Origin of the sequence: Listeria marthii (assembly GCF_014227425.1) — a bacterium.
GTDB classification, from domain to species: domain Bacteria; phylum Bacillota; class Bacilli; order Lactobacillales; family Listeriaceae; genus Listeria; species Listeria marthii.
In genome coordinates, this window is the sequence record NZ_JAASWB010000004.1 from 1 (window position 1) to 17,701 (window position 17,701).

14 protein-coding genes are annotated in these 17,701 nt (G+C 40.0%); 1 reads left to right on the top strand and 13 read right to left on the bottom strand.

All coding sequences use genetic code 11. The features are described from left to right. Window positions 1–398: 398 nt before the first annotated feature. The 13 genes from cysK to HCJ55_RS07770 all read right to left on the bottom strand — a co-directional run bounded on the left by cysK (window position 399) and on the right by HCJ55_RS07770 (window position 16,439). Complete coding sequence (gene cysK, locus HCJ55_RS07710) at window positions 399–1,325, bottom strand: cysteine synthase A (RefSeq protein WP_012984736.1); 927 nt, start codon at window positions 1,323–1,325, stop codon at window positions 399–401. Window positions 1,326–1,440: 115 nt separating this feature from the next. Beyond that, window positions 1,441–2,325 (bottom strand): Hsp33 family molecular chaperone HslO, encoded by an 885-nt coding sequence (gene hslO, locus HCJ55_RS07715; protein ID WP_185517668.1) that lies wholly within the window; start codon window positions 2,323–2,325, stop codon window positions 1,441–1,443. Window positions 2,326–2,340: 15 nt separating this feature from the next. After that, a complete protein-coding gene (locus HCJ55_RS07720) occupies window positions 2,341–3,120 on the bottom strand; it encodes a type III pantothenate kinase (RefSeq protein ID WP_185502678.1) in 780 nt (259 codons plus the stop codon). A gap of 115 nt (window positions 3,121–3,235) precedes the next feature. Beyond that, window positions 3,236–5,305, bottom strand: a complete 2,070-nt coding sequence (ftsH, locus tag HCJ55_RS07725) for an ATP-dependent zinc metalloprotease FtsH (RefSeq protein WP_185517670.1) — start codon at window positions 5,303–5,305, stop codon at window positions 3,236–3,238. A gap of 345 nt (window positions 5,306–5,650) precedes the next feature. Beyond that, window positions 5,651–7,597, bottom strand: coding sequence for a bifunctional tRNA lysidine(34) synthetase TilS/hypoxanthine phosphoribosyltransferase HprT (locus HCJ55_RS07730; RefSeq protein WP_185517672.1), 1,947 nt, complete (start codon window positions 7,595–7,597; stop codon window positions 5,651–5,653). A gap of 105 nt (window positions 7,598–7,702) precedes the next feature. After that, window positions 7,703–8,131: a S1 domain-containing RNA-binding protein gene (locus HCJ55_RS07735; RefSeq protein WP_003718298.1), complete on the bottom strand. Its 429-nt coding sequence runs from the start codon at window positions 8,129–8,131 to the stop codon at window positions 7,703–7,705. Window positions 8,132–8,282: 151 nt separating this feature from the next. Further along, window positions 8,283–8,669, bottom strand: coding sequence for an FtsB family cell division protein (locus HCJ55_RS07740; protein WP_185502681.1), 387 nt, complete (start codon window positions 8,667–8,669; stop codon window positions 8,283–8,285). A gap of 228 nt (window positions 8,670–8,897) precedes the next feature. Beyond that, window positions 8,898–9,164: an RNA-binding S4 domain-containing protein gene (locus HCJ55_RS07745; protein ID WP_003740380.1), complete on the bottom strand. Its 267-nt coding sequence runs from the start codon at window positions 9,162–9,164 to the stop codon at window positions 8,898–8,900. Window positions 9,165–9,199: 35 nt separating this feature from the next. After that, window positions 9,200–10,789, bottom strand: coding sequence for a putative polysaccharide biosynthesis protein (locus HCJ55_RS07750; protein WP_185517674.1), 1,590 nt, complete (start codon window positions 10,787–10,789; stop codon window positions 9,200–9,202). A 30-nt stretch (window positions 10,790–10,819) separates the two neighbouring features. Next, on the bottom strand, window positions 10,820–14,359 hold the full coding sequence (gene mfd / locus HCJ55_RS07755; RefSeq protein ID WP_185517677.1) for a transcription-repair coupling factor: 3,540 nt from the start codon (window positions 14,357–14,359) through the stop codon (window positions 10,820–10,822). A gap of 115 nt (window positions 14,360–14,474) precedes the next feature. Further along, entirely contained in the window at window positions 14,475–15,035 is a 561-nt protein-coding gene (gene pth, locus HCJ55_RS07760; protein ID WP_008946616.1) for an aminoacyl-tRNA hydrolase, read from the bottom strand. 106 nt (window positions 15,036–15,141) lie between these two features. Then, complete coding sequence (locus HCJ55_RS07765) at window positions 15,142–15,726, bottom strand: GNAT family N-acetyltransferase (RefSeq protein WP_185517679.1); 585 nt, start codon at window positions 15,724–15,726, stop codon at window positions 15,142–15,144. An 89-nt stretch (window positions 15,727–15,815) separates the two neighbouring features. Continuing rightward, on the bottom strand, window positions 15,816–16,439 hold the full coding sequence (locus HCJ55_RS07770) for a 50S ribosomal protein L25/general stress protein Ctc (protein ID WP_003722740.1): 624 nt from the start codon (window positions 16,437–16,439) through the stop codon (window positions 15,816–15,818). A 293-nt stretch (window positions 16,440–16,732) separates the two neighbouring features. On the opposite strand from HCJ55_RS07770, the gene HCJ55_RS07775 reads away from it, so the two are divergent. After that, complete coding sequence (locus HCJ55_RS07775; RefSeq protein WP_008946613.1) at window positions 16,733–17,674, top strand: L-lactate dehydrogenase; 942 nt, start codon at window positions 16,733–16,735, stop codon at window positions 17,672–17,674. The last annotated feature ends 27 nt before the right edge of the window (window positions 17,675–17,701 follow it).

Consider the following 17,701-nt stretch of genomic DNA (forward strand, 5'->3'; position numbering starts at 1 on the left):
ACTGGTCAAAAAGGGAGTTTGGGATTTTCATTCTAAAAGGGGAAAGAATGAAAATGTTTTGCTTGTTGTTAGCTTATAAATATATATTAACCAATTTTTTGGTGGATATGCTGTGATTTTTGTTAGAGTTTCATGAGATTTTCCGGTTTTTCTTTTCATTTTTTCGCATTAAAAAACCAGTGTGGAAAAAGGGAGTAAACCACACTGGTCAAAAAGGGAGTTTGGGATTTTCATTCTAAAAGGGGAAAGAATGAAAATGTTTTGCTTGTTGTTAGCTTATGACTATATATTAACCAAGAAAAGAAAATTTCTGCTGTGCATTTGATTAGAAAATAGTAAGAAATGTATTTATTTCTTTTCATAAAAAAAGAACCTAGCAGAACTAGGCTCTTCGATTATTAGTCTTCAAAATTATAAAGTGGTGTGCTCAAGTAGCGTTCGCCGTTACTTGCAACGATTGCTAGTACTTTTTTGCCAGCGCCAAGTTCTTTTGCAAGGTCAAGGGCTGCTTTAATAGTTGCTCCGGAAGAAATACCTACTAAGATTCCTTCTTTTTTCGCTACTTCGCGGGCTGTTTCTAGGGCATCTTCACTTGATACTTTTAGAATGCCATCATACACTTTTGTATCTAATGTATCTGGCACGAAGCCAGCGCCAATACCTTGGATTTTATGTGGAGACGGGGATCCGCCGCTAAGTACTGGGGATTCTTCTGGTTCAAGTGCATAGATTTTTACATCTGGGTAGTTCTTTTTAAGTACGTGTCCTACGCCTGTGACTGTTCCGCCTGTTCCTACTCCTGCAATGAAAGCATCTAAGCCATCTTTACCGAAAGCTTCAACGATTTCTGGGCCAGTTGTTTCTTCGTGAACAGCTGGGTTTGCTGGGTTGTGGAATTGTTGTGGAACGAAATAGTTATTTTCTTTAGCTAGTTCTTCTGCTTTTGCAATTGCGCCTTTCATGCCATCTGGTCCCGGTGTTAATACTAATTTTGCACCGTATGCTTGAAGTAATTTACGACGTTCTAAGCTCATTGTTTCTGGCATTACGAAGATTGCTTGATAACCTTTTGCCGCTGCTACCATCGCTAGGCCGATTCCTGTATTACCACTTGTAGGCTCAATAATTGTATCGCCTGGTTTTAATGCACCTGATTTTTCAGCGTTTTCGATCATCGCGTTAGCAATCCGGTCTTTTACGCTACCACCTGGATTTTGGAATTCTAATTTTACGTATACGTCTGCACTACCTGCTTCTGGTAAACGGTTAAGTTTCACAATCGGTGTTTTTCCAATTAAATCAGTGATTGAATTTGCAATTGTCATTATTAAAGCACTCCTATCTATTTTAGGTCTTTCATCTAGTTTAATTAATTCCGACCTGTTTTGTCAAGTTTAATCTCTTTTAAAAAGGAGCACCCAGTTAGGTACCCCTTTTTTATTATTTTGCTTCTTCGTAAAGTTCTTCTAATTCTTTTTCCGAGAAATCATATGTGTTTCGGCAAAAATGGCATTCTGCTTCTGCGCCGTGATCTTCTTCTATCATGGAGCGGATTTCTTCTTTTCCAAGGGAGATTATTGCGCTACCAAAACGTTCTTTGGAGCAGTTACATTCGAAAGATACAGGGATTTTTTCTAAAATTTGTAGTTTTTCTTCGCCACCTGCTAGTTTAGCTAGAATGGATTCTGGTGTTTCTCCTGCTTCAATCATCCGAGAAACTGTTGGTAAGGCTGAAAGATTTTTTTCGATTTCGTCAATGACTTCATCTGTTGCGCCTGGAAGTAGCTGCAACATGAAACCGCCTGCCGCTTCGATTGTATCGTCCGGATTAACGAGTACTCCGACACCTACTGATGAATTGATTTGTTCGGATGTTGCTAGGTAGTATGTGAAGTCTTCGCCGATTTCGCCGGAAACGATTGGTGTTTGGCCAGTGAAGTTTTCACCAAAGCCTAGATCTTTTACGACTGAAAGCATACCGGATGTACCAACTCCGCGACGGACGTCTAGTTTTCCCGCTTCATTCAATTCGCTGAAATGGACGTGCGGATTTGTTACATAGCCTCTGATTTGGCCTTGCGCATTACTGTCTGCTACGATTGGACCGATTGGGCCATCGCCTTCAATTTTTACAGTGATTTTTTGGTCTTCTTTTTGCATTGCTCCAAGGAAAAGTGTTCCTGTCATCGTTCTACCTAGTGCGGCGGATGAAACGGACCATGTATTATGTCTTCTTTGTGCTTCTTTAATTGTTTCGGTTGTTACTGCTGCATATACGCGCGCCATGCCATCGTAGGCTAACGCTTTAACTAAATAATCACTCATTATATAAAACTCCTTTTATTTTTCTGTAGTTGGTTTATTTCTTCTATATAGAAGTTCTAGACCTTTTAATGTTAAAAATGGATCTAAAATGTCTACTGCGGAAGATTTTTCTGTTATCATCCGAGCTAGACCGCCTGTTGCGACTACCACTGGGCTTGCATTGGATTGTTTTTTCATTTCTGCGATAATTCCTTCGCATTGGCCGACAAAACCGTAGAAAATACCGGCTTGCATGGATGCCACGGTGGATTTTCCAATGATTTGATTCGATTCAGCAATATCTACACGCGGGAGTTTGGCAGCACGGTTGTATAAGGCTTCGGTTGAAATCATAATGCCAGGAGCAATTGCGCCACCTTGGTATACACCGGACTCATCGATATAGCAAAACGTGGTTGCTGTGCCAAAATCGACTACGATAACCGGCGTGCCGTATTCTTCCGATGCTGCTACGGCGTTTACGATTCGGTCAGAACCGATTTCGCGAGGATTATCGACTTTTAGATTGATGCCGGTTTTTATTCCTGGACCAACGATTAATGGTCGGATATTAAAATAGCGGACACACATTGTTTCCATTGCGTGCATGATTGGCGGAACAACGGACGAAATAATAATCCCTTGAATATCAGAAGGAGTTAAATTCGCATATGAAAAAAAGTTCAAGACTGTCATTCCTAATTCATCGGACGTGCGATGACGATCTGTTGTCATCCGCCAATGTTTTAGAAGTTTTTGTTGTTTGTAAACTCCGACAGTACAGTTAGTATTCCCAACGTCAATTACAAGTATCATAAGTTTAAATACCGTCCTTTAGAAGATTTTTCTAACGTATCATAACATGTTTTACTTAAAAATCCGAATAATATAGCTTCAAAAAAGAGACTGGGAAAGCCCAGCCTCTTTGATTTTATTCGTCTTTTTTATCGTTTGGCGTTTGCTCAATGTTTGGAGCATCTTCCGAAGTTACTTCTTTTGATTGTTCCTCTGTTTCTTCGACTTTTTCTTCTTTCAAGTCTTGTTTTTCTTCTTCAAAAGATTTACCTACTTCTTCGTCTTTTTCGGAAGGGTATTCAGCTTCTACGTCAATCGTATCGATATCTGGAGGCATTACACCGTCATCAAATAGGGAACGAATTTGGCGAGCATCTAATGTTTCTACTTTTAGTAATGTTTCCGCGATAAGTTTATGTTGTTCTTGGTGTTCTGTGATGATTGTTTTAGCGCGGTCATAACAGTAGCGGATTAAGCTTTGAACTTCTGTATCGATTTCGTAAGCGATTTTATCGGAATATCCTTTGTCGCTACCAAAATCGCGGCCCATGAACACTTGTCCATTGCCAGAAGTGAATTGAAGCGGTCCAATTTTGTCACTCATACCCCATTCAGTTACCATGCGGCGAGCAAGTTCAGTGGCACGTTCAAAGTCATTACTTGCACCAGTTGTTACTTCACCAAAAGTGACTTCTTCGGCTACGCGTCCACCAAGCAAACCAGTGATACGGTCCATTAACTCAGCTTTCGTCATTAGGAAGCGATCTTCTTTTGGTAACATTACGGCATAACCACCAGCTTGCCCACGAGGAACGATGGTAACTTTATGCACGACTTCCGCTTCATCAAGTACCATTCCGACGATAACGTGACCACCTTCATGATAAGCGACTGTGCGGCGTTCTTTTTCAGAGATAACTCGGTTTTTCTTAGCTGGTCCAGCAATTACGCGGTCACTAGCTTCATCGAGGTCACTCATGTCTATTTCTTTCTTATCGGAACGAGCGGCAACGAGTGCTGCTTCATTCAGTAAGTTTTCTAAATCGGCACCAGAGAATCCTGGTGTACGTTGTGCGATTGCTTTTAGATCAACACTTTTAGCAAGTGGTTTGTTACGAGCATGAACGCGAAGTACTGCTTCACGGCCTTTAACGTCTGGACGATCAACCATAATTTGACGGTCAAAACGGCCTGGACGAAGAAGTGCTGGGTCAAGTACGTCTGCACGGTTAGTTGCTGCAATAATGATGATGCCTTCATTGCCGCCGAAACCGTCCATTTCAACTAGTAATTGGTTTAGGGTTTGTTCACGTTCATCGTGACCGCCGCCCATTCCAGCTCCACGTTGACGACCAACTGCGTCAATTTCATCAATGAAAATGATACATGGTGCATTTTTCTTCGCATTTTCGAATAAGTCACGGACACGGCTTGCACCGACACCGACAAACATTTCTACAAAGTCTGAACCTGAGATAGAGAAGAATGGCACGCCTGCTTCACCGGCAACTGCACGAGCTAGCAAGGTTTTACCAGTACCCGGAGGCCCTACTAAAAGGACACCTTTAGGAATACGAGCGCCTAAGTCCGCAAATTTACGCGGATCTTTTAGGAATTCTACTACTTCAACAAGTTCTTGTTTTTCTTCGTCTGCTCCAGCTACATCTGTGAAGCGAACTTTCTTCTTGTCGTCGTTGTAAAGTTTGGCTTTACTTTTACCAAAGCTCATTACTTTACCACCGCCGCCACCTTGAGACTGGCTCATTAGGAAGAAGAAGAGGATGAAGATAATTAAGAACGGTACAATAGAAGTTAGGAATGTAACCCAACCGCTGTTTTGTTTAGCAGGTACTACCTCCATTTTCACATCTTCACTTTTGATTGTTTTTTGTAAATCATCAAGTGAAGTATCGCTATTTAAAGCGTATGTTGTGAAAGCAGTGCTACTTTCTTTACTTTGGCCAAGACCGGTTTTTTTATCGTCAGAACTTTTATCACTTGATTTAAATTCCCCATTGATTGTATAAACACTACGATCTGGCTGTATCTCTACAGATTTAACTTTACCATCTTCTAATTTACTCACAAATTCTGAATAGCTAATATCTTTGGCTGCCTCTTTATTTGAGTTAAATGAAGAAACAATCCCGATAATAACAAGGAATATTATGACATAAAATATCGCATTTCTAAAAAACCTGTTCATTCCTTACCTCCTCCCACGCAAGAGCTTGGATTCTTACTTTCTCTGGACTTTTATCCCTTTAAAAGTTGTTTTTGACTAATAGCAGATTTAGAAACAATGTTTTCTTCCCCTGATTATTAAAAACATATCCGTTTCGCTTTTCTCTTACGAAGTTATTCTATTATTAATATAGATTTTTTAATATTTATTGATACTATTTTCACCTTCGAAAACTAAGACTAATGATAGCATACCGAATCTAGATTGCCCACTATTTTGCATGTTTGGCATGATTTTCTTGTTTTCGTTTTCTGAAAAGCTATCTATTACATTTTAACAAAGAATAGTTCTGTTTGTTAATTAATTTCACTCGCTGTAAATTTCTGGTTTTAAAATGCCGATATATGGTAGATTGCGGTAGCGTTCTGCGTAATCTAAACCGTATCCAACGACAAATTCATTTGGTACGACAAAGCCTACATAATCCGCTTCAATTTCTACATTGCGTCCGGCTGGCTTATCCAGTAAAGTAACTAACTTAACTGATTTTGCTTTGCGGTATTTGATTAGGTCTACTAGATAACTAAGTGTACGCCCGCTATCAATGATATCTTCAATTACAAGTACATCGCGGCCTTCTACTGATGCGTTAAGGTCTTTGATGATTTTCACTTCACCTGATGACACTGTACCATTTCCGTAACTGGATACGTCCATGAAGTCCATTTCTAAGTATGTGTCTACTCTTTTAAGTAAATCAGTCATAAAAGGAGTTGCACCTTTTAATACCCCAACTACTAATGGGTTACGTCCTTCATATTCTGTTGTCAACTCACGACCGAGTTCACGAATTTTCTCTTGTAATTCGTCCTCCGATATCAGTACTTTCTGAATATCATTATGCATGCTCTCGTTTCCTCCTATATTTCGAGTGTACCTAATAATGTATTGCTTTTTGCTGCGACTAAATGCTCGGTCATATGCAGACTTTTTCACACCGGGAACCCAAAGGATTTTTCCAGTATAGTCTGTTATCACGGGTAGATTATCGCGTTCTTGCCTTGGTATTTTGGCATCGATGAAAATATCTTTTAGTTTCTTACTACCTGCTTGTCCTTTCATCGTCATTCTGTCGCCGTTCACACGGTTTCGAACAATTAAAGGAAGTGTTATTTCTTCAGCATCCAGTAGCATTCCATTTAGCCCATTTGTTTGAACAACGGAACTTTTTAACTTTAAACGGATGCTTGCTTTATCATCTAACTCAATGCGGTCATTCAGTTCTAATTGATGATAAAACTCAGATGGAGCATCTCTTTCCCCAAATTGGAAATGGAGTTCGTTGTAAGTTCTACTAGCAATGAGTTTATTTGGTAAATCAATTGAACTAGATGGATTGTCGCTTTGAATCATTTGGATAATCTGATATATGTGATTAACCGTAATAAAACGGGCATCTTCATTGTACAGATATCTCAATAGTAAATGAATTGCGCGGCGTTGTAAAGGATTCGCTTCATTTTTAAAGCTACTAAGTAAAAGTGTTGTCTTTTTGCCGTTTTTGAGGAGGTTTTTCTGTAATAAATCGCTCGCAAGTTCCTCTAAATATCCGAAATCTTCGCTGGTTTCTTCGGAAAATCTTTCGAAGTGCGCATAAACAGCTGGATTTTCTTGTTTCAAGAATGGTAAAAGTTGTGTTCGGTAGCGGTTTCTTGTGTATTCTTGACTCGTATTTGACTCATCGATTTCGTATGCAAGACTGTGTTTATGTGCGTACTCGATAATTTCTGCCTTTGTAATTGGTAAAAATGGCCTTATCGCATATCCGCCTTTCACCTCGCGTTTTGGCTGTATGCCTGACCAGCCGATACTGGAACTTCCGCGAACAAGTCGCATTAGGATTGTTTCGATCTGGTCATCTGCGTGATGTGCGAGAACTAATTTGTTGATATTTTGCTCCGCCATTATTTTTTCAAAGAAATCATATCTGACAATGCGGGCTGTTTCTTCAATGCCTTTTTGCAAAACTTGGGCTTGTTTTTTCACATCAACTTCTTCCGTGTAAAACGGGAGGTTATGTTGTTTGCAAAAAATTTCGACGAGTTGTTGCTCTTTCGCCGCGTTTTCTCGCAAGTGATGATTTAAATGCGCGACCGAGATTGCTTCTTTTGGAATTAGCTTTGACTCCCATAAAAAATGCAGTAAAGCCAAAGAATCCGGACCGCCAGAAACTGCCACAAGCAATTTATCGTCGGATCGGATTAAGTCATGTTTCTCGATATACTTATGTACTCGTTTTTTGGTGTCATCCATTCAAGAAAACCTTCCTTCGAAATTCGGCTCTCACATTTTTTATTAAAAAGTGCACCGTATTATGATCCAATACGGTGCATCTACTTTACAATTAATTTTAGCGTATTAGCCGCGTTTTGCTCCTCGGCCGCCACGTTTGGATTCTGTTTGACGTTTGATAGTAGTTAGTCTTTCATCACTATCTTTCAAGAATTTAGACATTATATCTTCAAAGCTCTCGGCTGGTTTCACATAGTTCCCAGCAGGTTTTTTGCTGTATTTTGGCTTACGATCATAACTTTTTTCTGGGCGGTCCGGACGATCTACTGCTTTACGAATGGACAGACCAATCTTACCATCATCACCAATATTCATTACTTTGACAGTAACTTCATCCCCTACAGTTAAGATGTCATTAATGTCCTTAACATAGTTATCTGCTACCTCACTAATATGAACTAAACCTGTTTTGCCACCTTCTAGCTCCACAAATGCTCCAAAATTAGTAATCCCAGTAACTTTACCTTGTAACTTGTTGCCTACTTCGATCGACATAAAAAAATGCGTCCTCCTTAAAATATCACTCTATTGCTTAATTATAGCTATAATAAAAAGAGTGTCAAACAGTCAAACTCACAAACTCCAAATATACTCAACTCTATTTTCCCTTTGATTCTACCATGGAGAATGACGGCTCAGCTGTGACTTACTCTTTTTGTTTCGAATTCTCTTCAGGAATATTAAAAATAATTTCTCCATCTTTGGATAGATAATATTCGCTTCTTGCTAATTTAGCTATGTACTCATCATTATGAAGTTTCTTGATTTGATCATTTAGTGCTTCTTCTTCATCTTTCATTGCAACCATTTTTTTATCCACTTGCACTTGCTTTGCCTTTTTCTCTTTGAGCGTTAGCACTTGTTTGGTGTACGTAATGGTTAATAGTCCACCTACCACAGCAAAAATAATAGCCATAAATGCAAGTCTACGGAATAGGGCAACGCGGCGACGACTACGAGTTTTTTTCATTGTTGCGGTATCTTTTATGTAGCGATTTTCTATTCTCGCCACTTTTGATTCGGCTTTTTTCATATATCGTCCCTCCCATATTCTTATTTGCTTATTGTCTATGATTTTCGGTAGAGAAAAAAACGTTTCTTGCTTAAAATGATATCAATAAATCGGGCATTTGTCTATTGGAATCCGCTAATTTTATGATATTTTTCTTGACTTTTTGATAAAAAATTGTTTGTGCTTTTTCTTGCTTAACAAAAAATCGTTTGAAATCGGCTAAACAGTGCCATTTCAAACGATTTTTTGTTATCTGCTTTCGTCTGTGCGTTCTTCTTTAATAATCGTGTACATTTCTGTTGCTTGTTCTTTTTTCGCATTTTCTTCTAGGCGTTCAATTTTTGCTGTAACGATTTTAGGACCGAAGCGAATAACTAGTTCATCACCGGATTTTACGTTAGTTCCTGGTTTTGCAGTTACTCCGTTTACAGCAATACGTCCTTTTTCTGCTACTTCTTTTGCTACTGTACGTCTTTTAATTAAGCGAGATACTTTTAAATATTTATCTAATCGCATAGTTGTTGCCATTTTATCCACCTACTTTATATTAATTATTTCCGCGCAACCAATTTGCTAAGTGCGAGCAATTTGGAGCCAAACGGAAGGAAAACGAAATCTTTTGGACCGAGCAATTTGTATCTTAGCGCAAAAATCAGGAAAACCCCGCCGCCGATTATGGCACTGACTATCGCTTGGAATGCGCTGCCGAGTCTGGTTTCTAGTGGAGCTAACCATTCGAACAAGCATGGGAAAACGGCCATGAGGGCTAAAGCTGCGAGCAATCGAATAAGCATTGTTTTTTCAACGAATGGTACTCGGATTGTTTGTTTTAGCGAAACGTAACAAATAATCAGGATGACAAGTAAGCCAATACATGTTGAAATCGATGCGCCCATCGTTGCGAGCCTTGGGATAAGAATGCTTCCTGATATCCATTTTACAATAAGTCCAATTCCAACGCCAACTGCGGGTACGGCGATTTTTCCGAAGCCTTGCAAAATGCTGCTTAACATGATGATGAGCGAGCTAAGGAAAACGGCCGGCATGAATAATTGTAAGACGAATGTGCCGTCTGGAGTTTGGAATAGCATTTGATTTAGTGGGCGCATGATGACGATAAGGCCAACTGTTTCTGCACCGGCTAAAATTAGCGTGATTTTGATTGCTAATAATACGGAGCGTTTTAGTTCTTTTTGCTGACCTTGGACTCTTGCGGCCGTGATCATTGGGACGAGCGCGAGTGCGAGCCCGGTCGAGATGACTAGACCTAATTGCAAGATTGGCTGGCCGCGGTCGTATATTCCTTTGAGTGATTTGGCGATGAAATCCGGGATGCCGGAGTCGCTCATTAACCGATACACTTGGAAGGAATCGACTAGCTGGAATAAAATCAGCATCGAGCTAACCACACAAATTGCCACACTTTGTCGTAAAAACGCGCGACCGATACCGACTTTTTCTTCTTTATTAGCAAATACGGCTGGTTGAATTCCTTCGCCAAGTGAAACTTTTTTATTGTAAAAGTGACGCAAAATGAAGATTCCGGAAACCCCGCCGAAAAAGGCGCCACTCATTGCCATCGAGCCAGCATCATATAAATCAAAGCCGAAGTGAAGTGCCAGTCCTGCTCCAATCAAAATTATCGCCACTCGAATGATTTGTTCGACTGTTTGCGAAATCGCGGTCGGTATCATGTCTCCTTCACCTTGGAAAAAGCCACGCATAAACGCGAGTTGCGGCATAAGTAGAAAAACGAAGCTAATGACGCGGATTAATTCTGACAAGGCTGGGTCGCCCATCATCATCGCGATTACATTGGCAAACAGGAATAAAAAGACGAAAATCGCAATACTTACAATCCGGAGCATCCGCGAAACTGCTCGCATAATGATTTGTTGTCGCCTGAAATCCCCTTCTGCTTCTGCTAACATTTTCGAAATAACAACAGGGAAGCCACCGAGTGCAAGCGTCATCGCGATTCCATAAATCGGGTAAACTTGTTGAAAAATATAAAATCCGACGTCGCCCACCATATTTTGAAAAGGTACGCGGTAAACTGCGCTAAGTATTTTAGAGATAAGCGAGGCAGCGGTTAGCCAAGCTGCTCCTTTCATTAGTCGCTTCATGGAACGTTCTGACATCCCGCCACCTCCTTTCTTCTTAATAAGTTATCAATTTTCGGTAGATACTTTTTCTTTCATAGCGCCACGAAGTTTTTCAGCCAAACTTTTCACTTGGTATAACCATTCTTTTAAAGGTTTATTTTGGACGTTGATCGTGATTTTAAGTTGTGTGCCTTCCATTCCAACGCCGACCATGCGACCAAATTCGCCAATAATTTGCATTACGACATCGCCGCGAATACCAGCTGTACCACTTTCTGAGAATAGCATAGTAATTTTATTTTGTTCTTGTTTTACGGATTCAATGCCAACTTCCAGTGCGTGGACCTTGAGTTCGGTCATTGTGAATAAATATTCGACTTCTTCTGGATATTCCCCAAAACGGTCAATCATATCACTTTGTAAGTCCTCGAGTTCGCTCAATACTTCTATATTGCGGAAACGTTTGTACATCTCGATTTTTTGGCGACCATCTGTAATATAATATTCCGGAATGTACGCATCAGCTTGAATATCAATTTCGACTGGGACGATTTGTTTTTGTTCTTCTTTTGGTTTTTTCGCTTCGATTGCTTCTTTGAGCATTTGCGAGTAAAGATCGAACCCGACTGAATCGATAAAGCCATGTTGTTGGGCACCTAGAATATTTCCGGCACCTCGAATGGATAAATCACGCATTGCAATTTTGAAACCAGAACCTAATTCGGTAAATTCCTTAATGGCTGATAAGCGTTTCTCAGCTTCCTCACGCAAAATTTTATCTTTTTGATACATGAAGTAAGCATATGCTATTCTGTTCCAACGACCTACCCGTCCGCGCAACTGATAAAGTTGAGAAAGACCCATTCGGTCAGCATCTTGAACGAACAGTGTATTAACATTTGGAATATCTACGCCTGTTTCAATAATCGTTGTTGTTACGAGTACATCGAATTCGCCTTCAAGGAAGCTTAAAATGACGGATTCTAGTTCTGATTCGCCCATTTGGCCGTGCGCAGTTGCCACTCGAGCATCAGGGACCATTGCAGAAATCTCATCTGCTTTTTGGGTAATGGATTCAACCCGGTTGTATAGATAGTACACTTGTCCGTCACGCGCTAGTTCCCGTTCGATTGCTTCGCGGACTAAAACGTTATTTTGTTCCGCAACATAGGTTTGCACTGGGAAACGGTTTGCTGGCGGTGTTTCGATAACAGATAGGTCACGAACGCCGAGCATCGACATGTGTAGCGTTCTCGGAATAGGTGTTGCGGTAAGTGTTAATACGTCTATTTTGGAACGCATTTGTTTGATTTTTTCTTTATGTGTTACGCCGAATCGTTGTTCTTCATCGACAATGAGTAAGCCTAAGTCTTGATACTCCACATCTTTTGATAATAAGCGGTGTGTGCCGACAACTACATCGACTGTACCATTTTTCATACCCTTTAATGTTTCTGTTTGTTGTTTTTTCGTGCGGAAACGGCTTAAAAGACCAATTTCGATTGGGAAGCCTTGGAAACGTTCTTTCATTGTTTCATAGTGTTGTTGCGCTAAAATGGTTGTCGGCACTAAAAAGGCGACTTGTTTGCCATCCATAATAGCTTTGAATGCAGCTCTAAGGGCCACTTCGGTTTTTCCGTAACCAACATCCCCAACCAAAAGGCGATCCATTGGGCGCGGTCGTTCCATGTCTTTTTTGATTTCAGAAATCGAACGCAATTGGTCTTCGGTTTCTTGATACGGGAAAGCATCTTCGAATTCGCGTTGCATTTCGTCATCCGCGCTAAACGCATAGCCTTTTTCAGCTTCGCGTTCGGCATAAAGTTTGATTAAATCGTCCGCAATATCTTGGACGGAGGCTTGCACTTTCTTCTTAACACGTTTCCATTCAGCGCCGCCAAGTTTATTCAATCTCGGCGACTTACCTTCTGCCCCAACGTATTTTTGAACTAAATCAAGTTGATCAACTGGGATAAAAAGTTTATCTTCGCCTTGATAAACAAGTAGCAGATAATCTTTATGCACGCCGTTAATGTCTAGTGTTTCCATCCCGACATAGCGCGCGATACCGTGATTGACATGAACCACATAATCGCCAACTTTTAACTCGGAATAACTTTGGATTCGCTCAGCATTGGAAAGTTTTTGGCGTTTTTTCACCTTTTTGATTTTTTTATTAAAAAGTTCGGTTTCGCTAATAATCGCTACTTTGGCAAGCGGTAGTTCAAAGCCGTTCTGGAATGTTCCGATGACAAATTGAACCATTCCGTATTTTGGTACATCCGATTCTTCTTTTAAAATGGTGCTTTCCATATCGTAATCGGCCAAGGTTTGCTGCATTTTTTCCGCACGCTCTAAATTCGGCGCCAATATTACTACTGAATAATTGTTTTTATGCCAGCTTTCTAGCTCCGTTTTTAAAACATTCATTTGACCGTGGAATTGCTGCATTTGTTTATAAACGATGTTGGTCGTTTTCGATGCGCGCATACTCGCCATTTGTTTTTGAAAAAGAGATAAGTAAATTTTGGGCGATTGGTTCGCTTCTAATAATTTTTTGAAAGAATGGCTTACTTGCACGTCGCGAACTGTTTCCATTCGGCTTAACGTTTCCGTCTGCCACTCCGCTTCTTCCCGTTCCAAACTTTCTTCCGTTTCTAAAATCCGCGCAAATTCATCAAGTAAAATCGCCGTATTTTTCGGTAAATAATCGAAAAGTGAAGCTGGATCAGGATAAGCTAGACCGATATATTTAAAGAACATGTCTGGTTTTACGCCAGAACGCAACATTTCCAACTCTTCTTCTAAATTTTCAACAAGTGCTTGTTTATCCGCATCTTCTTTTAGTTCATTTAAAGTGAGCGTCATTTTCTTTTCCAAACGTTGGACGATGTCAGGATAATAGCTTTGATCTAAAATGATTTCTGTTGCCGGAAGTAATCGGAATTCTTCCACACGTGTTGTCGAGCGTTGTGTTTCCACATCAAAGAAACGAAGGGAGTCCACTTCGGTATCAAAAAGTTCTATTCTAATCGGGAATTCTTCTGTAATCGGGTAAATATCAATAATCCCGCCGCGAACGCTGAATTCTCCCGGGGTATTTACCATTCCGCTCATCGTGTAACCCATAGTCACCAATTTTTGGCGTAAAACATCTGGGTCAATTTCTTCGCCTTCCACAATGGAGATATTAAAATCTTTCCAAAGCGAAACTGGCGGAAGCATTTTTCTAAGTCCAGCAACTGGGACGATGACAATGCCCGGTTTTCCGGACAGTAAGAAATCGAGTGCTTCAACACGTTGACCACGAAGCTCCGGGCTAGAAATACTTAGCTCAGAAGAAATCAATTCATCTGCTGGGTATAAAAATAGGCGATCAACGTCCATTAATGAAAGTAGATCATCATATAATTTTTGCGCATGATATAAATTGTGCGTGACAAATACAACTTGTCGCTTTGACGCTCCTTCTACCACGCTTGCAAATAACGCGCGCGAAGAACCTGTGAGCCCGGTGACAAGTTGTGCTTTTTCTTTTTCATCAAGCGCTTTTAATACCGCTCGAATATCTTTTTGTTCATATATTAATTGTTGTAATCCTTTCAAGGGAAAACAGCTCCTTTTTTGTCAGAAAATTCATTCTACAGGGCGCAAGAGTCAATCACGCGTCCGAAGAAAGACCGAAATACGTGGCAAAAAAATTACCACGTCTCGTCATTGTTTATTTTTGATTGTATTTATTCATTACTTCTATAAATGGCGTTTGCGCAAAGTCTTCGATGGCATCCGCACTTTTTTGGATTGCTGCGATAATATCCGGTTGTTCGGCTTTAGGAAAATCTCCTAACACGTAGTTAATGACTTCCCCTTTTATAGGGCGACTCACACCAACACGAATGCGGTTAAACTCTTGGGTTTTAACATGCTGGATAATTGATTTCATCCCATTATGTCCACCGGCACTACCTTTTTGGCGTAATCTGATTTTCCCAACTGGTAAATCAAGATCATCATACACAATTACAACATCTTCAATCGGTATGTTGTAATAGTCCATCAGCGGACGAATACATTCTCCAGAAGCATTCATAAAAGTGAGTGGTTTAACTAAAATCATTTTTTCGCCGCCGACATTAATTTCACTTGTCATACCATTAAATTTGGATTTTTTCCAAGGCGTTTGATGGCGGAAACTCAGCTCATCAACTACCATAAAACCGACATTATGCCGGGTACGTTCGTATTTTTTGCCCGGATTTCCGAGTCCTGCAATTAATTTCATAAAAGCTTCTCCTTACATGAACGAAACCACTTCACGAATGAACTGGTTTTTGTTTCGATGTTTTTTTGATTATAACATGGATTGCACTTGGTTGAAAGTTTTCCAACTATGCTTGGTGTTCAGCAATTTTATTTTCAATTATTTGCCACGCTGTTTCATTTCCAGCTTGAAAGTCTGCCGTTTTCCAATTTTCGGGCGTTTTTCCGATATATTTTTCAAAACCGAATTTTCGATATAAATAGATTGCTTGGTAACTTCCGGTTTGTGTAGTCAAATAGACAAAATCATTTTTATTTATGCCGAGGATTTTGGATAACAAAGCTTTTGCGATACCTTTTCCACCGTGGGAATCAAGTACAGCAACCCAATGAATCCGGCTCGCCATTTCGCCAAATGTATCCCCGTCCCAAAGCATTGCTGTTCCAATAAGTTCACCTTTAGGCGCTTGCACAAAGACACAACGCTTGGCCAATTTCTCTTTTTTAGTTCCAAATTCCGTTTCAAAACGAGCGCGAATACTATCCATTGATGGTACCTGACCAGTTTCTAATTGTAATCTACACCAATCTTCTTCCAATCCTTCTTTATAAAAGCAAAAAGAATATCCCGCTGGTAAATGAAACTCCGGATAATTCGCGGCATTGTGATTGACCATCGCAACAGAAATATGTGGTACTGATTTATCAAGCATATAAACGCCTCCTTCTCGAAACTATTATAACAAAAAAAATGGAAGATATCGCAAATAAATGCGAATCTCCCATCGTTATTTATTAGAAATTATTCAACAGGCTCTTCATCTTTACCATGTACAGCTTCTGGCTCTGGCGCTTCCGTAGTCGTTGGTTCTTCTTCAGCACGCGGAGCAGATACAGTAACTACTGTTTCTTCTTCCTCTGCTTGCACGACATAGTCTTTGTTTTCTGGAAGATCGTTTGTTGTTAAAACATCACCGATTTCTAATGAAGAAATGTCTAATTCAATTGTTTCTGGTAATTTTTCTGGTGTTGCTGAAACTTTTACGTCATGGATAATTTGCTGTAATACGCCGCCAGCTTTAACGCCAGGTGCATCGCCAACTAATACCACGCGAACATCGGTCTCAACTTCTTCATTCATATCAACCGCTAGTAAATCAACGTGTACTAAAACGTCTTTTAACGGATCCACTTGATATTCATGCAATAGAACATTTAATTTCTTGCCGTCTACAGTCACTGAAAATACGGCGTTTCGACCATTGTCACGAACTGCTTTGATTAATTCCAAAGAATCAACGGAAACTGGAACATTCTCTGATTTGTAACCATAAATAATTCCAGGTACTTTTCCTTCACTACGCAATCTCGTTACTTCTGAATGTTGCGTTGTTTCTCTTTTCTGGACCTCTAATGTTGTTGCCATAAAAAATCACTCCACTCATTCAATTTTGGTACATCTACATTATATCTACCCGTTAGAAAAATAGCAAAACAAAGGAATAGCCTTATTTTGATTTGTAAGGTTTATAATTCTCAATAAAAGGTAAACAGAAAATAGCGGTTGAACGCGAATGCAGACGCTTCCAAACTGTACTATAGCGTTTTCACAAAAACATTATAACAACTTTTTTAAATTTAGGACGTTCAACGCTTCACAAATGAAAAATACATGGTATACTGTACTAGTAAATAGATTTTTTATAGGAGGAATTCGAAATGAAAGATCATCAAAAAATTATTTTAGTTGGCGACGGAGCAGTTGGTTCCAGTTACGCATTTGCTTGTGTAAACTTAAGCATCGGACAAGAATTTGGCATTATTGACATAGATAAAGACAGAACTATTGGGGATGCAATGGATTTAAGCCACGCCGTTCCATTTTCCACACCAAAGAAAATCTACTCAGCGAATTATAGCGATTGCCATGATGCAGATTTAGTTGTTGTAACAGCTGGAACTGCGCAAAAACCTGGCGAAACTCGTTTAGACTTAGTAAACCGTAATATCAAAATCATGAAAGGCATCGTGGACGAAGTTATGGCCAGCGGATTTGACGGCATTTTCCTAATCGCGTCTAACCCAGTGGACATCCTAACTTATGCGACTTGGAAATTCTCAGGTCTTCCTAAAGAACGTGTTATCGGTTCCGGAACAAGTCTTGATACAGCTCGTTTCCGTATGTCGATTGCCGATTATTTAAAAGTGGATGCTCGTAACGTCCATGGTTACATTCTTGGCGAACACGGTGATACTGAATTCCCAGCATGGAGCCACACAACTGTCGGCGGCCTTCCAATTACTGAATGGATTAGCGAAGACGAACAAGGCGCAATGGATACTATCTTCGTAAGCGTTCGTGATGCAGCTTATGAAATCATTAATAAAAAAGGCGCTACTTTCTACGGTGTCGCAGCTGCACTTGCCCGTATTACAAAAGCGATCCTAAATAACGAAAATGCGATTTTACCACTTTCCGTTTATTTAGATGGTCATTACGGTATGAACGACATTTATATCGGCGCACCTGCAGTAGTTAACCGTCAAGGCGTTCGCCACATTGTTGAAATGAACTTGACAGATAAAGAAAAAGAACAAATGAAAAATTCAGCAGACACACTTAAAAAAGTTCTCGACGACGCAATGAAACAAGTTGACTAATAAGCTCTGAATCTTAAAAGCATGCGC

Coding starts and splice junctions, on each gene's coding strand:
- cysK (WP_012984736.1), bottom strand. CDS start 1,325: ATGACAATTGCAAATTCAATCACTGATTTAATTGGAAAAACACCGATT.
- hslO (WP_185517668.1), bottom strand. CDS start 2,325: ATGAGTGATTATTTAGTTAAAGCGTTAGCCTACGATGGCATGGCGCGC.
- HCJ55_RS07720 (WP_185502678.1), bottom strand. CDS start 3,120: ATGATACTTGTAATTGACGTTGGGAATACTAACTGTACTGTCGGAGTT.
- ftsH (WP_185517670.1), bottom strand. CDS start 5,305: ATGAACAGGTTTTTTAGAAATGCGATATTTTATGTCATAATATTCCTT.
- HCJ55_RS07730 (WP_185517672.1), bottom strand. CDS start 7,597: ATGGATGACACCAAAAAACGAGTACATAAGTATATCGAGAAACATGAC.
- HCJ55_RS07735 (WP_003718298.1), bottom strand. CDS start 8,131: ATGTCGATCGAAGTAGGCAACAAGTTACAAGGTAAAGTTACTGGGATT.
- HCJ55_RS07740 (WP_185502681.1), bottom strand. CDS start 8,669: ATGAAAAAAGCCGAATCAAAAGTGGCGAGAATAGAAAATCGCTACATA.
- HCJ55_RS07745 (WP_003740380.1), bottom strand. CDS start 9,164: ATGCGATTAGATAAATATTTAAAAGTATCTCGCTTAATTAAAAGACGT.
- HCJ55_RS07750 (WP_185517674.1), bottom strand. CDS start 10,789: ATGTCAGAACGTTCCATGAAGCGACTAATGAAAGGAGCAGCTTGGCTA.
- pth (WP_008946616.1), bottom strand. CDS start 15,035: ATGAAATTAATTGCAGGACTCGGAAATCCGGGCAAAAAATACGAACGT.
- HCJ55_RS07765 (WP_185517679.1), bottom strand. CDS start 15,726: ATGCTTGATAAATCAGTACCACATATTTCTGTTGCGATGGTCAATCAC.
- HCJ55_RS07770 (WP_003722740.1), bottom strand. CDS start 16,439: ATGGCAACAACATTAGAGGTCCAGAAAAGAGAAACAACGCAACATTCA.
- HCJ55_RS07775 (WP_008946613.1), top strand. CDS start 16,733: ATGAAAGATCATCAAAAAATTATTTTAGTTGGCGACGGAGCAGTTGGT.